General features: G+C 52.5%; 13 protein-coding genes and 1 riboswitch. Of the genes, 3 read left to right on the forward strand and 10 right to left on the reverse strand.

What is annotated here, in order from left to right; translation table 11 throughout:
• Positions 1-10: 10 nt before the first annotated feature.
• Positions 11-1,021 (forward strand): CDP-6-deoxy-delta-3,4-glucoseen reductase, encoded by a 1,011-nt coding sequence (locus tag GOC95_RS11905; RefSeq protein ID WP_275357338.1) that lies wholly within the window; start codon positions 11-13, stop codon positions 1,019-1,021.
• A 125-nt stretch (positions 1,022-1,146) separates the two neighbouring features.
• On the opposite strand, the gene GOC95_RS11910 is transcribed toward GOC95_RS11905, so the two are convergent.
• Genes GOC95_RS11910 through GOC95_RS11925 form a run of 4 tightly spaced genes read right to left on the reverse strand, consistent with a single transcriptional unit; the run spans position 1,147 to position 7,537 of the window.
• Positions 1,147-4,218: an efflux RND transporter permease subunit gene (locus tag GOC95_RS11910; RefSeq protein ID WP_275357339.1), complete on the reverse strand. Its 3,072-nt coding sequence runs from the start codon at positions 4,216-4,218 to the stop codon at positions 1,147-1,149.
• On the reverse strand, positions 4,215-5,408 hold the full coding sequence (locus tag GOC95_RS11915; RefSeq protein ID WP_275357341.1) for an efflux RND transporter periplasmic adaptor subunit: 1,194 nt from the start codon (positions 5,406-5,408) through the stop codon (positions 4,215-4,217). Before GOC95_RS11915 ends, GOC95_RS11910 begins: the two co-directional genes overlap by 4 nt.
• A 6-nt stretch (positions 5,409-5,414) precedes the next feature.
• Positions 5,415-6,881, reverse strand: coding sequence for an efflux transporter outer membrane subunit (locus GOC95_RS11920; RefSeq protein ID WP_275357343.1), 1,467 nt, complete (start codon positions 6,879-6,881; stop codon positions 5,415-5,417).
• Positions 6,878-7,537, reverse strand: coding sequence for a TetR/AcrR family transcriptional regulator (locus GOC95_RS11925; protein WP_194749021.1), 660 nt, complete (start codon positions 7,535-7,537; stop codon positions 6,878-6,880). Before GOC95_RS11925 ends, GOC95_RS11920 begins: the two co-directional genes overlap by 4 nt.
• 165 nt (positions 7,538-7,702) lie before the next feature.
• Between GOC95_RS11925 and GOC95_RS11930 the strand changes: the two genes are divergently transcribed.
• Entirely contained in the window at positions 7,703-8,236 is a 534-nt protein-coding gene (locus GOC95_RS11930) for a YaeQ family protein (RefSeq protein WP_275357345.1), read from the forward strand.
• A 120-nt stretch (positions 8,237-8,356) separates the two neighbouring features.
• Here GOC95_RS11930 and GOC95_RS11935 read toward each other — a convergent pair whose 3' ends face one another.
• The 5 genes from GOC95_RS11935 to thiC all read right to left on the reverse strand — a co-directional run bounded on the left by GOC95_RS11935 (position 8,357) and on the right by thiC (position 13,562).
• Entirely contained in the window at positions 8,357-8,644 is a 288-nt protein-coding gene (locus tag GOC95_RS11935; RefSeq protein WP_194749024.1) for a hypothetical protein, read from the reverse strand.
• Positions 8,645-8,741: 97 nt separating this feature from the next.
• A complete protein-coding gene (locus GOC95_RS11940) occupies positions 8,742-9,008 on the reverse strand; it encodes a hypothetical protein (protein ID WP_275357347.1) in 267 nt (88 codons plus the stop codon).
• A 232-nt stretch (positions 9,009-9,240) separates the two neighbouring features.
• Complete coding sequence (locus tag GOC95_RS11945) at positions 9,241-9,756, reverse strand: hypothetical protein (RefSeq protein ID WP_275357349.1); 516 nt, start codon at positions 9,754-9,756, stop codon at positions 9,241-9,243.
• Positions 9,757-9,866: 110 nt separating this feature from the next.
• Positions 9,867-11,522 carry a hypothetical protein gene (locus tag GOC95_RS11950; RefSeq protein WP_275357350.1) on the reverse strand — a complete coding sequence of 552 codons (1,656 nt, stop codon included), beginning with the start codon at positions 11,520-11,522 and terminating at the stop codon, positions 9,867-9,869.
• 159 nt (positions 11,523-11,681) lie between these two features.
• The gene (thiC, locus tag GOC95_RS11955) at positions 11,682-13,562 is read right to left on the reverse strand and encodes a phosphomethylpyrimidine synthase ThiC (protein ID WP_228518868.1); all 1,881 of its coding nucleotides are present in this window, start codon (positions 13,560-13,562) and stop codon (positions 11,682-11,684) included.
• Between the two features lie 27 nt (positions 13,563-13,589).
• A riboswitch (TPP riboswitch) is annotated at positions 13,590-13,702 on the reverse strand.
• Between the two features lie 149 nt (positions 13,703-13,851).
• Here thiC and GOC95_RS11960 point away from each other — a divergent pair.
• Positions 13,852-14,259, forward strand: coding sequence for a hypothetical protein (locus GOC95_RS11960; RefSeq protein ID WP_275357352.1), 408 nt, complete (start codon positions 13,852-13,854; stop codon positions 14,257-14,259).
• A gap of 343 nt (positions 14,260-14,602) precedes the next feature.
• On the opposite strand, the gene gatB is transcribed toward GOC95_RS11960, so the two are convergent.
• Positions 14,603-16,048: an Asp-tRNA(Asn)/Glu-tRNA(Gln) amidotransferase subunit GatB gene (gene gatB, locus GOC95_RS11965; protein ID WP_275357354.1), complete on the reverse strand. Its 1,446-nt coding sequence runs from the start codon at positions 16,046-16,048 to the stop codon at positions 14,603-14,605.
• Position 16,049 lies beyond the last annotated feature (1 nt).

The following is a 16,049-nucleotide window of genomic DNA, read 5'->3' on the forward strand; positions in this document are numbered from 1 at the left end:
ATATCGTCTTATGAACCGTGTCCTGATTGAAAACAGTGGCCATACCTTTGATGTCCGCCCCAGCCAAACCGTGCTCGAAGCCGCCATAGAAGCGGGTATCAACTTACCCTATGGCTGCCGTAATGGCGCTTGCGGCGCCTGCAAAGGCAAGGTGCTGACCGGCAAAGTCATGCATGATGATTACCAAGGCAACGCCTTGACCGATGCCGAGCTTGCAGCTGGCATGGCTTTGTTTTGCTGTGCCAGACCCCTTGAAGACCTGGTCATTGAATGCCGCCAGATCGATATGGTGCAAGGCATCAAACCGCGTATTTTGCCGGTACGCATTCAACACAAACAGCAGTTCGGCGACGATGTAATGGTCTTGCACCTGCAATTACCTGCCACTGAACAACTGACCTTTATGGCTGGACAATACATCGAATTTTTACTCAAGGATGGCCGCCGCCGGGCTTTCTCCATCGCCAATGCGCCACATGAAAAAGGGTTTATTGAATTGCATATCCGTAAAATTGCTGGCGGGTATTTTACCGAGCAAGTGTTCAATGACATGCCGCTTAAAACCATATTGCGTATGGAAGCGCCTCTCGGCAGTTTTTTCCTGCGAGAGCAAAACCAAAAACCCATCATCATGGTGGCGGGTGGTACGGGGTTTGCACCGGTCAAAGGCATGATAGAACACATGATTTTCAATCAGATCCAGCGCCCCGTTTACCTCTACCGCGGCGCGAGACGAACCGGCGACTTATATATGGATGACCTCTGCCAGCGCTGGACACAGTTCATGCCGAATATTCAGTATATCCCCGTCATTTCCGACGGTCACGACGACGATGGCTGGCAAGGCCGCCGTGGCCTGGTGCATCAAGCCGTGTTGGAAGATCACGCCGATTTAAGCGGGTTTGAGGTCTATGCATGCGGCGCACCAGGCATGGTGGAGATTGCGAAAGCAACGTTTGTGAAGCAGGGCCTGCCAGAAGAAGAGTTTTATAGCGATGCGTTTACGTTTGCGCCCAATTAATCGGGCTATAGTAAGTCGATATGGCGCGGCGATCAGCGGGCTTCACTGATCGTTTGATCACCGGCCCTGCAGAGCCGGCGATTGTGTGAGGGCGCAAAGCCGCCCGCTCGCAGCGACACGCCTGATCAAACATGCTGTTTAGCCCATCTTGCCAGCCCCCTCAACCATCCCAGCAAATCATCCACGTAGGTGTACAGCACCGGGATCACCACCAGACTCAGCACTGTCGAAGTAATTAATCCACCAATCACCGTGATCGCCATTGGCGCGCGGAAGCTAGGATCCGCACTCCAGCCCAGGGCAATCGGCAGCATACCGGCAGCCATGGCAATGGTGGTCATGACAATCGGCCGCGCACGTTTATGGCACCCATCGATAATCGCATCAAACCGGCTTAACTGGCGCTCTTTTCTGGCCATGATGGTGTACTCCACCAGCAAGATCGAGTTTTTGGTCACCACACCCATCAACATCAACAACCCAATCACACTCGGCATGGAGAAGCTGTTGTGGGTGACCAGCAGGGCAAAGAAGGCCCCACCCAGTGACAAGGGCAGCGCCCCCAAGATGGTCACTGGTTGCAGAAAGTCGCCAAACAGCAAGACCAGCACCACATAGATGCACATCACGCCGATGACCATGGCGCCGCCAAAGCTGGCAAACAATTCGTTCATGCGTTTGGCATCACCTGACTCCAGCTGCTTCACGCTGGGCGGCAGTGATTGCATGGCGGGCAGCTGTTGTACTTCACGCATGACCTCACCAATCTGACGCTTGTTGAGTTCGATATCGAAGGTCACATTACGCATGCGGTCCATACGGTCAATTTGCTGCGGCCCACTGCCCATGCGAACGGTGGCCACGGTTTCCAGACTGACACTGCCGTTGCGTGCGGGTACCCGCAGTTGGGCAATTTCTTGCAAACTGGTGCGTACACTGGAACCCAATCGCACCCGGATTGGCACCTGGCGCTGAGGCAAATTGAGCTTGGGCATGGTATTGGAGAAGTCTCCCGAGGTGGCAATGCGAATCACCTGTGCAATCGACTCTACCGTCACCCCCAGCTCGGCGGCCTTGTCGATATCGGGGATGATCTGCACCTCTGGCCGTTGCAGGCTGGCACTGGAAGTGATGTTGCCGACACCGCTTAAGGTACGCAATTGTTGCTCCAGCTGTTGGCTAGCATTGCCCAGCGCAATGCCATCATCGCTGGCCAGTGTGATCTGCAGTTTTTCACCGGATTCCCCAATGCCGACGTTGACACGTGCGCCCGGCAATGCCTTGAGTCGCTCACGTAACTCGGCTTCAATTTCGGATTGCTTCTGATGCCGCTCACTACGATCCGTCAGACTAATCACCAGGCTGCCCTTGCGCACATCCGTACTATTCTGCGAAGCATTGGGGCCACCCCCACCGGTACTGGCCGTGCCCGCGGCGCTAAACACCGCTTTCACTTCCGGGTGCTGCTTGACGATCTGCTCTGCCAGACTAACCACTTCGCGCGTCTGTTCCAGCGCGGTCCCCGGCTGCAACTCAATATTGACCTTGGTCTGGCTACTGTCAGAGGAAGGCACAAAGCCTTTAGGCAACAGTGGCATCAAACTCAATGAGCCGACAATGAACAATACAAATGCCAGCACCACGGTTTTGCGGTGGCGCAAACACCACTCCACACTGCGTAAGTAAGCGCGCATAAAGCCAGAGATTTGCTCTTCCTTAACTGGGTGCGGTTTTAACAAATAGGCTGACATCATGGGCGTCAGCAAGCGGGCGACCACCAGCGAGCCCATGATGGCAATGGCCGCCGTAATGCCAAACTGCTTGAAGAATTTACCCGGAATACCCCCCATAAATGCGGTGGGCAGAAAAATCGCCACCAGCGTAAATGTGGTGGCAATCACAGCAAAGCCGATTTCATCAGCGGCCTCCATGGCGGCCTGATAAGGGGATTTGCCCATGCGCAGGTGGCGGACAATGTTTTCGATTTCCACAATGGCATCATCGACCAAAATCCCCACCACTAGCGCCATGGCAAGCAAAGTAAGAATATTGAGCGAGAAGCCGAAATATTGCATAAATGCAAAGGTCGGGATCATGGATAAAGGCAGAGCGACGGCGGCAATAATGGTGGCGCGCCAGTCGCGCAAAAACCACCACACCACCAGAATAGCGAGCAAAGCACCCTCGTACAGCAATTGCATGGAGCCGTGATAGTTATCTTCTACCGGCTTGACCATGTTAAAAGCCTCCACAATCTTCACTTGTGGATGCAAGACCCTGAATTTTTCCAGCGCGGCACGCACATCTTTGGCCACCGTCACCTCACTGGTGCCTTTGCTACGCGTAATTTCAAACCGGATGACTGGCTTGCCATCATAGCTGGCATAGGTGGTGCGCTCAGCATAGGTATCAATCACCTCCGCCACTTGCGACAACTTGATGTGGCGACCATCGCCGATGGGAATATCCAGATTGCGGACTTCATCCGCACTATGCAAGGCGCCCAGGGTGCGTACCGACTGAATATTGTCGCCAATATCCCCTCGCCCGCCCGAGGCATCCTGCTGTACGCGTTTGAGCTGTGCAGACACATCGCTGACATTGACACCCAAACCCGCCATCAAGGTCGGATCAAGATTAACCTGCACTTCGCGGTCTACGCCACCGGTACGCGTAATCTTGCCCACGCCATTCACTGCCAGCATGGCCTTGCTCACTTCGTTGTCGACAAACCACGATAGCTCGCCTTCATCCATATTGTCAGCCGAGGCGACGAAAGTGAGGATCGCACTGCCGGAGGTCGTCACTTTAGACACGGTAGGCGTCAGTACCGCAGCGGGCAACTCAGAGCGCGCGCTATCAACCGCATTGCGTACCAGATTCAGCGCCTCTTCACTGTTGGTATCTATAGTGAACTGCACACTGATGCTGACACTGCCATCGGTGATTTTGGTGGTCATGTGCTCGATCCCACCAATGGTCGCAATCTTGTCTTCAATCTTGCGGGCCACTTCGGTTTCCAGCTGTGGCGGGGCCGCGCCTTCCAGCGTCGCACTGACCGAAATCACCGGCAGCTCAATATCCGGAAAGTTCTGTTTGCCTAATTGATTAAGTGATTTGAGACCAAGAAAGCTCAACACCACAAACAGCAGAATGGCGGGAACCGGATTGCGGATAGACCAGGCTGAAAAATTCATTTTGCAGCCTCAGGTTTAGCCACCGTCACGATTTTGACCCTATCCCCATCGTTGAGAAAAGCGCCACCACTGAGCACCAGCGAGGCCCCTGCCTCCACGCCACCAAGCAACTCTATCAGCTGCTCGCGGGTACGGCCGGTTTGTACCTTGCGCTGTGCGACCTGGCTGATACCGTCAGACCCGGATGGCGCCAGTTCAAACACATAGGCAAAGCCATCGCGGTAGGTGACGGCACTCAGTGGGACCGCCAACCCTTGCTGCTGGCCGATATCCACCTGCCCCTGCACATACATGCCAGGCTTGGCACTGCCTTTGGGGATATCCACATACACCAGCGCATTACGGGTATTGTTGTCGACGGTCGGCGAAATCAACCGCACGGTCCCGGCTACCTTCTTGCCGCCCGGCAAACTCAGATTGACCGCTTGTCCGGCATGCAAAGCGTTTTGCTGATCTGCATTCACCTCACCGCGCCACTCAATACGACTTTGCCGCACCAGCCTGAATAACTCCGCCCCGGCCGACACCACATTCCCCAAATTGGCAGAACGTGATGAAATGACGCCATCGTCAGGCGCCACCACTTTGGTCTGGCGCAAGCGGATTTTCTGGTTCTCCAGCTCCGCCTCGGATAAGGCGAGATTGGCCCGTGCCGTCTGCTCGGCAATCATGTATTCATTGATTTTTTGCGCCGATAGCGCGCCACTGTCCTTGATTTCACGCGCACGGTCTGCATTGCTCTTTGCTTCAGCCAGCGCGGCCTTGTCTTTTTCAACCGTGGCGAGCTGTTTTTGCAAATCCGCCTTGACGGTTTCATCGGCCAAGACAACCAGCAACTGCCCCTTGCTCACTTGCGCGCCGACATCGGCCAGCACTTGCTGTATGCGCAATCCGGCAATTTCCGCACTGACCAGGGCCTCTTGCCAGGGATAGACGCTGCCATTTAGCATCAGAGTCGTCTGCCATTGTACCTTCACGGGCCGGGTGACCTCCACGCTCAGGGCGGCTTTGCCCTTGCCCGCTGACTGCTGCGCATGTTCTGCTTCAGTTTGATTGGCAGCCGCGCGGTTAGTACGTTTTTCTGCCAGCTCGGCCTGATGCCGCGGATGTTGCCAGAACCAGGCACTCACACCCACCAGCACGGCCGCAATGATTAAGAATTTGGTTTTTTTTGTCAGTCTGCTCGCCATTTTTATTTACCTTTTTTCCATGGGCTTGAGGATGATGGGTTTCACCGTCGCCTGTGTTTCCAGCCAGTCACCACCAAATGCCTTGTATAACGCAATCCACTGCAATACACGGTTTTTTTGCTGGGTGATAAGGTTCAGCTCGGCATTAATTTTTTGCCTGCGGGCATCTTCGAGTGACAATAAATCCAGCCCGCCTGATTTCCAGTTGATCTCGGCGGCCTTGAAATATTGCTGATATTGCTGGGCACTGGCCTGCTCGGAGGTGGCACGGCGGGTAGCACTTTCCAGACTCACCAAAGCCTGCTCTACTTCTTTGACAGCATTACGCACATCCTGCTGATAGGTTGCCAGCAAGCTATCGTAATTGGCACGCGCCTCTGCCAGATCCGCACGCAAAGTGCCGCCATCAAAAATCGGCAACTTGAGAGAAGGGCCATACGACCAGGAGTCGGTGCGTGTCACCGTGCCATTAAAGTTGGTGCGGCGATAGCCGATCGATCCGGTCAGGGTCAGGGTAGGGTACATCTGGGCTTTGGAGACGCCGATATTGGCACTGGCCTCCGCCAAGTTGCGCTCATCAATGGCCAGGTCTGGGCGCCGGGTCAGTAAACTGGCCGGCAAGGCCTGCACGTCAAACATGGCAGGCTCTGGCAAGCTTTTGCCTTTCGCCAACCATTGACGCAACTCAGGCTCAGGCAAATTGGTCAACGCCACAAGCGCTTTTACCAGTCCATCACATTCGGCTTGCTGCCCATCCAGCGTAGACTCACTGGCGCGTGTCGCTGCCTCTGCGAGTGCGAGGTCTGACGGAGCGGAGAAACCAGCCTTGGCAGAAATGCCTGTCAAACGCGCGGTCTCTTTACGAGAGTCATAGGCCTGTTGCAGGGCGTCTACCGACGCCTGGCAGGCACGGTAATTCACATAATTATTTGCTACCTCGGCGGCCAGGCTCAAGCGTGCATCGTGCCAGGCAATTTTCTTGGACTCCAGTTGCGCTTTGGCTGCCTGCTTGGCGGCTTTCACCTTGCCAAACAAATCCACTTCCCAGCTGGCATCCAGTGAAATCGAATCAACTTCAATGGTACTGGCCGGAAACGCGCCACCACCACCGCCTTTACTCTTGGTGGCACTGCCGGTGCTGGTTAAATCAGGGATCCCTTGCGCACGGGCAGACAAGACATTGGCGCGCGACACACGGATATTGGCCAGCGCAATTTCAAGCGAGGGACTTTCTTTCTGTGCCTCAGTGAGCAGATGGTCAAGCACAGGATCGTTGAATTGCCCCCACCAATTGTTCAGCGACGCCAGATTGCCGCCATGCGGCAACGGCGCTTGCCATTCTGTAGCTACCTTGGGTTTTGGGCGGATGTATTCATCCATCACCGAGCAACTCGCCAGCGGCAAACACATGACAGCCAACCATAGCGGCAGGCGACGCAGGTTTACCGCAACCTTTAAGACAGGCTGCTTCATTTTTGTTCCATCCCGTGTAATCCTCTCAAGAATAACTGCACCACAAATGCAATGTGTGCTTCTGCATCCCAATCTGCTTCTTGCACCCCGAATAATGCTTTATGGCGAGGGCCGGCGATCAGTAGCTCGCAATAAGACTCAGCCGCCCGCATAAAATTCAGTTGTGGCAACTCGCCTTTATCCGCATACGTTTTAAAGATATTTGCCAACATTTGATAGATGCGCTCCGGCCCCACTTCTTTGACTGCCCTCGCCAACTCCGGTAAATGTGATACTTCTGAAATCGCAATTCTAAAAAAGGACACCATGCGCGGTTCAAGGACTTTTTTCAACATCAGTCGCCCGATATGCGTGAGCACCGTGGCCAGCGACGGGTCGGCTAACTGCTCAAGATTGGTCATGGCACGCACATCCTGCTCCACCATGTGCTTGAGCGCAGCGATCAATAACGCATCCTTGTTGCTGTAACGCTCATAGATGGTTCGCGTCGAGACGCCACAGGTTGCGGCAATCCGCGCAATACTGGTCCGTGCCACGCCCTCGGTCATAAACAGTTCGAGGGCCTGCGCCAGAAATTGGGCGTGCCGCTCCTGTGTTGTCCCGGTTTTTGGCCGCCCCACCTTAGGTTTGGCAGCGGCTGTGCGTGTAGAAGGCATGTCGTCCTGCGTATCCATAAAATAAAAATAAAACGTTTTATTTTCAATTTTATGAAGATTCTAAAAAAGCGCAAGCAGTTTGTTGTATCTGGCTGGCTACAAAGCGGTTAAGAGCATAGTTTAGTTTGTTATACTCGCTGCACTTTTTAATCGCAGGCAGTCGTCATGGCTCTCAAATCCACCATTTATAAAATCAATCTCAATATTGCGGATATGGACAGGCATTACTATCAGACGCATATGCTGACCTTGGCCAAGCACCCCTCGGAAACAGAAGAGCGACTGATGGTCAGACTGCTGGCGTTTGTGCTCTATGCGGATGAAGCCTTGGAATTTGGCAAAGGCCTGAGTGACGACGATGAGCCGGATCTCTGGCAAAAAGACCTTACCGGGGCAATAGAACGCTGGATAGGCGTCGGTCTGCCTGACGAGCGTGAGATTCGCAAAGCCTGCGGAAAAGCCAAGCAAGTGGTGCAAGTGCTTTATGGTGGCAGAACTGCAGAGATGTGGTGGGAGCAACACCAAAAAGCCATGCTTAAACTGGATAATGTCACGGTGATTAACCTGCCGGAAACCCAGGCACTCACAGCCGCTGCCTCACGCAGCCTGAGCATGAGCGTCACCATACAAGATCAGCAATTATTAGTGAGTCATGACGGCGGGAGTTTTGAGCTTTCTCCCGTCATCCTCAAGGCTTAGCATCCTTCTTCCGCCTTGGAAGCTGATTGAGCACAGGCTCAAAAACAAAACCCTCCATGGATCACATGAAGGGTTTTTGTTGCACCGGCACAGCCGGCGCTCAACAGCACTCAATTAAATTCAGTCTGCCGGTGAGCCCATGTAAGGGCGCTTGCCAATAAAGTTCAGGCGCATTTGCTGGTGCTTGTCCAGGCCTTTATCCGGGTTATCTGTGATCAAGCCTGTGCCTTCCCATTTATCTTCAGGGCTTTGCTGTTTTGCCTGTGGGGCTTTACTGTAAGGCCGCTTGCCGAGGAAGTGGTTCTGATGCAGATTGTGTACACCACTCTCAGCGTCAGAGGTATCGCCTGCTTGAACATTCGCCATGAAGCCAAATGTTACCAGTACTGCTAATAACAATTTACTCATTTTACGCTCCTTAAATCGCTCATTCTTTAATAGTTTTTACCGTTAGGGTGAGTAACGGTCAGGTTTATGGTGGCATAGTTACCTGACAACTACCTGACTAAAACGCACGTTTGGACAATTGATGCATTTTCATCACTTGCTGCGCTTGTGCGGGTGCAGGATTTACAACCAAAGTCGCACCTACCCAGGCTTGATCAGCCGCTGCGCTAGCCACCACGGCAGGTGTGGCATAAGGCCGTTTGCTTAAAAAATGCTGTGTATGCGCGGTTTGTTGAATATTTTTCTCACCTTCAAATGCCACGGCCGTTGAGGCCACGAACAAACTTGAAACCATAAAACCCACAGAAATAAATTTACGCATCATGTGTCTCCTTATACGGTTAATGTGATTCATGTCTTCTCGTTTACATGTTTGCTCAATCACGATGGTTTGCATTTTGCCAGCCAGCAGACAAGAAAGAATCTCTCGATATACGTAGTTTGGTATATACCTAACGGCATACATCATTATTTAGATGGCTATTGAAAGTAAGTGCCTAGCCAACCAATGCGCTGAGATTGCTCGCCAGGCGAGTGCCAGCAAACCATAGGTATGCTCAAGGAAACAAGCGATGCTCGGCGGGCCAAACACCGCCATACAAGGCTTCAGGATGGCGTAGCATCAGGCGCTGCCTGATCTCGCGTAACCTGCGCAATGGGACGGATACAACCATGAGGATATTGCCTTGCTCCAGCTGTTGACTGTGGGCACGCAAGCGATACCCGGGTGCCGCAGTCGCGATGGCCGCTGCCCACGCAGCACAGGCGAGTGCTCCAATGACCATGCAATACGGAATCACGGTGAAAGCAACTTCGCCAAACCACCATGGGAAAAAGCAGGCGAGTAAGCCGCTTAACAAGCCAACGATTGCGCCAAAGACAAACCCGGCCATCGCACTATAAAGAACATCGGATTTTTCTACGGCACCGGCTTTTGGTAATTGCTCTAGCAAATGTTCATGCTGGGCATGAAAGTGGATGTGATTTTCATCAATGCGATCAAGCAGTAATTCATTCATCACGGCCTGAGCACTGTGAAGATTGGGTAAAACAAAATAGAGTCTGCGTCTCATCGTGTTCTCCTATCCATATTGTCATCAATATATTGATGGATAGAAGAATGCGTTGAAGATTCACTTTTTAACACCTGTATGGCTGAAACAGGCTCACGCCAACAGAATCACTAACGGTCCTCTAATTGACCGCTCCATACACGGGCCAGTTTTGATAATTTATAGCGCATGCCTGTGCTCTCATTAGAAAGCGCATCCAGAAACAATGACAGCCGACGCGATTTAATCACAGTATAAAAAGTAAGCAGGCTGACAGGCACAAAGACGATACCAAAATATGCCAGCTTCTCCAGCAGACTGGTTTGGGTCAGGTCGATTAAATTCATGCCCAGCAAGCCACTGGTCATGGTGCCGATGAGGCCCAGAATAGTGACCACGGTAAGGCGGACGACCGTATCCGCCTGCCGCTTGATTTCTTCGCCTTCCAGATATTCGGCCATATCCATAATGCGGCGGCGAGTTTTCTCAAACAGGCTGACCGAATCCAGTTGCTTGAGCATCAAGGCAAACAGGTCTTTGGCGACGGCCTGATCAGACACATTTTCAAACCAGTAGCGATGGGTAAAGCGCAGAAACACGGCCGTGACATGCCGGATATTGTTGCGGAAAGATTTGACCGAGTCCTCACTCTGCATATTCAGGCGGCTGATGGCTTGCACCATGCGGTCTGACAGCATCAGCAAGGCCGCTTTTTGAAAATGGGCGATTAAGAACAATAGAAAATACTGGTTTTGGTAATGGCGCTTGATGCCGTTTTTGTCATTGCTGAACACGCGGTGCTGATGACTGCCTACCACGACAAAATTCTGGCCGGTACACATTATGCGCGTGGTGCTCCAGGGGTCTTGGCGGACCTCATCCCAGTAGCGGTCATAGCAATGCTGTTGCTCAAAGTCTTGCAAAAACTGTTCACTAAACGGCAAGGTATCTGAATGCCAGGGCTGGCAAACCAGGCCCAGCCGGATCAAGTCTCCGCGCGACAAGGTGCTCACGTCGTCAAACGCCAGATAAGCCATCAAGGGCATGCGCTGATATTCAATTTCACGGTAACGCAACTCGCCAGACTGGCCGGAGTAATGTTGCACGAGCGGCGACATCAGTGCTGACCAGTGCAATGAGACACAAGGGACGTGATTCTCTTTCACAAAGGCCAGGTAGCGGGCCTTGTCTTCATAATCAGAGACAGCAATGACCTGATCGTGCTGATCCAGCCACTCCACCCGTTTTGCGCAATGCCCGCCCTCGCCGGTATCATCCCAGTAATTGGGATAGGTTCGGCCCAGACGGTAGAGGATTTCCATGGCGTCGTTGAGCGCGAGATCGCTGGCAGTGACTTCAAGCGCCAGCATGGCAACATCAATATCAAAAAAGAAATACAGCTCGATATGCGCAACGCGCAAAGTAAGCGGGGTCGCATGCTCTGGCAAGGTGATACGGACGCCCCGGATATCCTGACGGCTAAATATATGCAGTGGCGATTCGCCATAGCCGCCAGCCGCATGGCCATGCTTGCCCTCGCCATATAAAAAACGCTGGGCAAAAGGCATAAAGGTGACGAACTCTTGATAGCGCGTTTCACTTAAGTGCGGGGCGCTGTGTAAAAAATCATCCTCAATTTCTACCCAGGGCGAATCCTTGATGGCCTTGAGCGTTTCCCAGGGCGCATCTACGGCGCCGGGGACAAGATGATCAGTCATCAATTGCACGGGCCACAGCAAAGTTTGCCGAAAATCCCTGACGATACTGGTGTGCAGATTGTCTGGCATGTGCAGTCTCCTGACCGCGATTGTGATTGCAAACTATAGCGCGTTTGACCATGGCGACATGGCGCAAAAAACAGTCATTTTGTGGACTAAATGACAAGATTGCTGGCCATAAAAAAACCGGCACGAGGCCGGTTTTTAAAAGCTTAAGGCACCAAAAAATTACACTTTTTGATAAACCTCAGCGCCTTTTTTCACAAACTCGATGGCTTTTTCCTGCATGCCTTTTTCCAGCGCCACCTGTTCATCCACCCCCAGTTTATCGGCGTAGTCGCGCACATCCTGTGTAATTTTCATTGAACAGAAGTGCGGGCCACACATGGAGCAGAAGTGTGCCTGTTTGGCGCCTTCTTGCGGCAAGGTTTCATCGTGGAATTCCTTGGCTTTTTCAGGATCAAGCCCGAGGTTAAACTGGTCTTCCCAGCGGAATTCGAAACGCGCCTTGGACAAGGCATTGTCCCGGATCTGGGCGCCAGGATGGCCTTTGGCCAGGTCAGCGGCATGCGCGGCAATCTTGTAGGTGATGATGCCTACGCGGACGTCTTCCTTGTCAGGCAAGCCCAGATGCTCTTTAGGGGTGACATAGCACAGCATGGCGCAGCCATACCAGCCGATCATGGCCGCACCGATACCGGAAGTGATGTGGTCATAGCCAGGCGCAATGTCGGTAGTCAATGGGCCCAGCGTGTAGAACGGGGCTTCGCCACAGTGCTCCAGTTGCAGGTCCATGTTTTCCTTGATCAGGTGCATAGGCACATGACCCGGGCCTTCGATCATGCACTGCACATCGTGCTTCCAGGCGATCTGGGTCAACTCACCCAAGGTCTTCAGCTCGGCAAATTGCGCTTCGTCATTGGCATCGTAGATAGAGCCTGGACGCAAGCCGTCACCCAGCGAGAATGACACGTCATACTGCTTCATGATCTCGCAGATTTCTTCAAAGTGCGTATACAGGAAAGACTCTTTATGATGCGCAAGACACCATTTGGCCATGATAGAGCCGCCACGTGACACGATACCGGTCATGCGTTTGGCGGTCATTGGAATGTAAGCCAGGCGCACACCAGCGTGAATCGTAAAATAGTCTACGCCCTGCTCTGCCTGTTCAATCAGCGTGTCGCGGAAGATTTCCCAGGTCAGGTCTTCGGCCTTGCCGTTCACTTTTTCCAGCGCCTGGTAGATAGGCACAGTACCAATCGGCACGGGTGAGTTACGGATAATCCATTCGCGCGTTTCATGGATGTTTTTACCAGTGGACAGATCCATCACGGTATCGCCACCCCAACGGGTGCCCCACACCATTTTTTCCACTTCTTCAGAGATGGAGGAACCCAGCGCCGAGTTACCGATATTGGCATTGATTTTGACCAAAAAGTTACGGCCAATAATCATGGGCTCGATTTCTGGGTGGTTGATGTTGGCAGGGATAATGGCACGGCCACGCGCCACTTCGTCACGCACAAATTCTGGCGTGATCACAGGGGGAATGCTGGCACCGTAGTTCTGGCCAGGGTGTTGCGTTTGCAGCAGCTCGCTCATGTTTTCACGGCGTTGGTTTTCGCGGATGGCGATAAATTCCATCTCGGGTGTGATGATGCCTTGCCGCGCATAATGCATCTGGCTGACATTTTTACCCGCTTTGGCACGCAGTGGCTTGCGATGCAGGTTAAACCGCATTTGTGACAACTCTGGATCGACCAGGCGCTGATGACCGAATTCAGACGTCGGGCCATCCAGCTGCTCTACATCACCCCGCTCCATAATCCATTGCGCACGCAACGCTGGCAGACCGTTACGGATATCGATCTCTACATTCGGGTCAGTGTAAGGGCCGGAAGTGTCATACACAACCACAGGTGGATTGGTATCCCCACCAAAGCTGGAAGGGGTATCACTCAGTGAAATTTCACGAAATGGCACACGGATATCAGGGCGTGAACCTTCAACGTAAATTTTGCGCGATTTGGCAAACGGTTTGGTAGCAGCTTCGTCAACTTTGGCATCCGCGTTGACGAATTTGATGTTCTTATCAATAGCGTTCATTAGGCATCCTTAAAAGAAAAGACGTAAGGATGCGAAGACTTGCATTCCCTACGGCGGTATGACCCGCATCAGGTTCGAAGGGTAACTCTCACTGCAAAAACCTCACAAAATGAAGTATTTACAGACCCCTAGCAACGGACGAATTGTGCGGGAAAACGCCTGATAACGCAAGTAAAACAAAGTTTTGCGTCTGCCTGCGCTTGACAAGTAGACAGACCTGTCTACAATTCACCTGCCCGACACAAAAAACATCACGGGTTAATTTTTTAATAGGCTCAGGAGAGAAAATATGAACGTGTTATTAATAGGTGCAGTGGCTTGTATCACTGCGTTGATTTTGTCTGCATGGCTGATGACTTTTGCCCGCTGGTTTCCGATCAAGGGTATAGATGGCGAGTTTTTGGTGGACTATAAAACCATGATACGCGCCCATGTCGACTACGCCCTTATGGCCCTGTTTGGACTGGGATTTTATGGCGCAGCCAAGGCCGCAGGCATAGAGTTGCACTATTTTGCCTGTGTCTGCGTGGCCATTGGCGGCTTTACCAACCCGACCGTGTTTGTGATTGCAGCATTTGATCCCGACTTCTGGAACAAAACCAAATGGAAAGTTTATTCTGCCATCAGCTTCGTGCTCACGACCATCGGCTTTATGACCATTTCATGGCAGCTGATTTGCCATGCCTTTGGCCAATAGCGAATAGATGAACTGAGGTCTCTAACCCGGGTTTATCCAGTTTTAGTTTGATGCTTGCCTGCCGATAACTATTTATGCGTGTGACGAACGTCATGCGCAGGCAGCAAATGTCTTTACACTTGAAATGCTAACAGGAGATCAGAATGAAAAAATTCGCAGCTTTAGTATTGGTAATGATGGCCGTATTCTCAAATGTTTCTTTTGCAGATGAGCATTGCAAAGACCATCATGACAAAGAGCATTGCAAGTAATCCTGAGCCACAAAGCTTAGAGAGTCGTGTCAAAAAAAACAAACCCCGCCAAAAGCGGGGTTTGTTTTTTTATCCAACTGCCAATTAAGGGACTAGCCCAACATCTTCTTGAGAAGATCATTGACCTGCGCCGGATTCGCCTTGCCTTTAGAGGCTTTCATACACTGGCCTACCAGCGCATTAAAGGCTTTCTCCTTGCCAGATTTGTACTCATCGACCATGGCCTGGTTCGCCACCAGCACCTCTTTGATGATGGCCTCAATCGCGCCTGTATCAGACACTTGCTTGAGTCCTTTGGCTTCGATAATGGCATCTACTTCACCCTCGCCTGCCCACAAGCCTTCAAACACCTGTTTGGCGGCGTTGTTGGAAATGGTATTGTCTGCAATACGCTTGAGCAAGGCAGCCAACTGCTGGGCAGAGACAGGACTGTCAGCAATCGCGTTTTCTTCCGCATTCAGCTTGGCAGAAAGCGCGCCCATCACCCAGTTAGCCGCCTGTTTAGGCTCAGCACCTGCTTGTACCGTGACCATAAAATAATCAGCCATGCTGCGTGAAGCCGTCAATGTGCTGGCATCATAAGCAGAGAGTTGGTACTCGCTCACCAACCGCGCCTGCAAGGCTTGTGGCAACTCTGGCATCTCGGCACGCACGCGTGCTTTATCGGCCTCAGTCACTTCCAGCGGCAGCAGGTCCGGGTCAGGGAAATAGCGATAATCATTGGCTTCTTCCTTGGTACGCATGGCACGCGTTTCACCGGTGTCCGGGTTAAACAGGACAGTTGCTTGCTGGATGGTGCCGCCATCCTCCAGCGTTTCGATTTGCCACTGGGTCTCATACTCAATGGCTTGCTGCATGAACTTGAACGAGTTCAGGTTTTTGATCTCGCGGCGGGTACCGAACTTTTCAGTTCCCTTGGGGCGCACCGAGACGTTGACGTCGCAACGGAAAGATCCTTCCTGCATATTGCCGTCGCAAATGCCTATCCACTGCACCAGTTCATGTAACTTCTTGGCATAAGCGACCGCTTCGGCGGCACTGCGCATATCGGGTTCAGTCACGATTTCCAGCAAGGGCGTCCCCGCACGGTTCAAGTCTATGCCGGACATGCCTTCGACGGCACCGTGCACAGATTTACCAGCATCTTCTTCAAGGTGCGCACGCGTGATATTGATCACCTTCTCATAGGCTTCGGTATTTTTGCCGGCTGGGACCTGAATGGTCAGCTGACCTTTACCCACTACCGGCAGCTCAAACTGGCTGATCTGGTAGCCCTTGGGCAAATCGGGATAAAAGTAATTTTTACGCGAGAATACGCTGCGCGGCGCCATTTCGGCATCAATCGCCAGGCCAAACTTGATCGCGCATTCCACGGCTTTTTTGTTGAGCACAGGCAACACCCCTGGCAGCGCAATACTCACCTCACAGGCTTGCGTATTTGGCGCCGCCCCATAAGTGGTGGAGGCCCCGCTAAACTGTTTGGAATTAGTTTGTAACTGTACGTGGGTTTCCAACCCGATCACGACTTCCCACTGCATG

The sequence above is a fragment of the Methylophilus sp. YYY-1 genome (assembly GCF_029132825.1).
Taxonomy (GTDB): Bacteria; Pseudomonadota; Gammaproteobacteria; order Burkholderiales; family Methylophilaceae; genus Methylophilus; species Methylophilus glucosoxydans.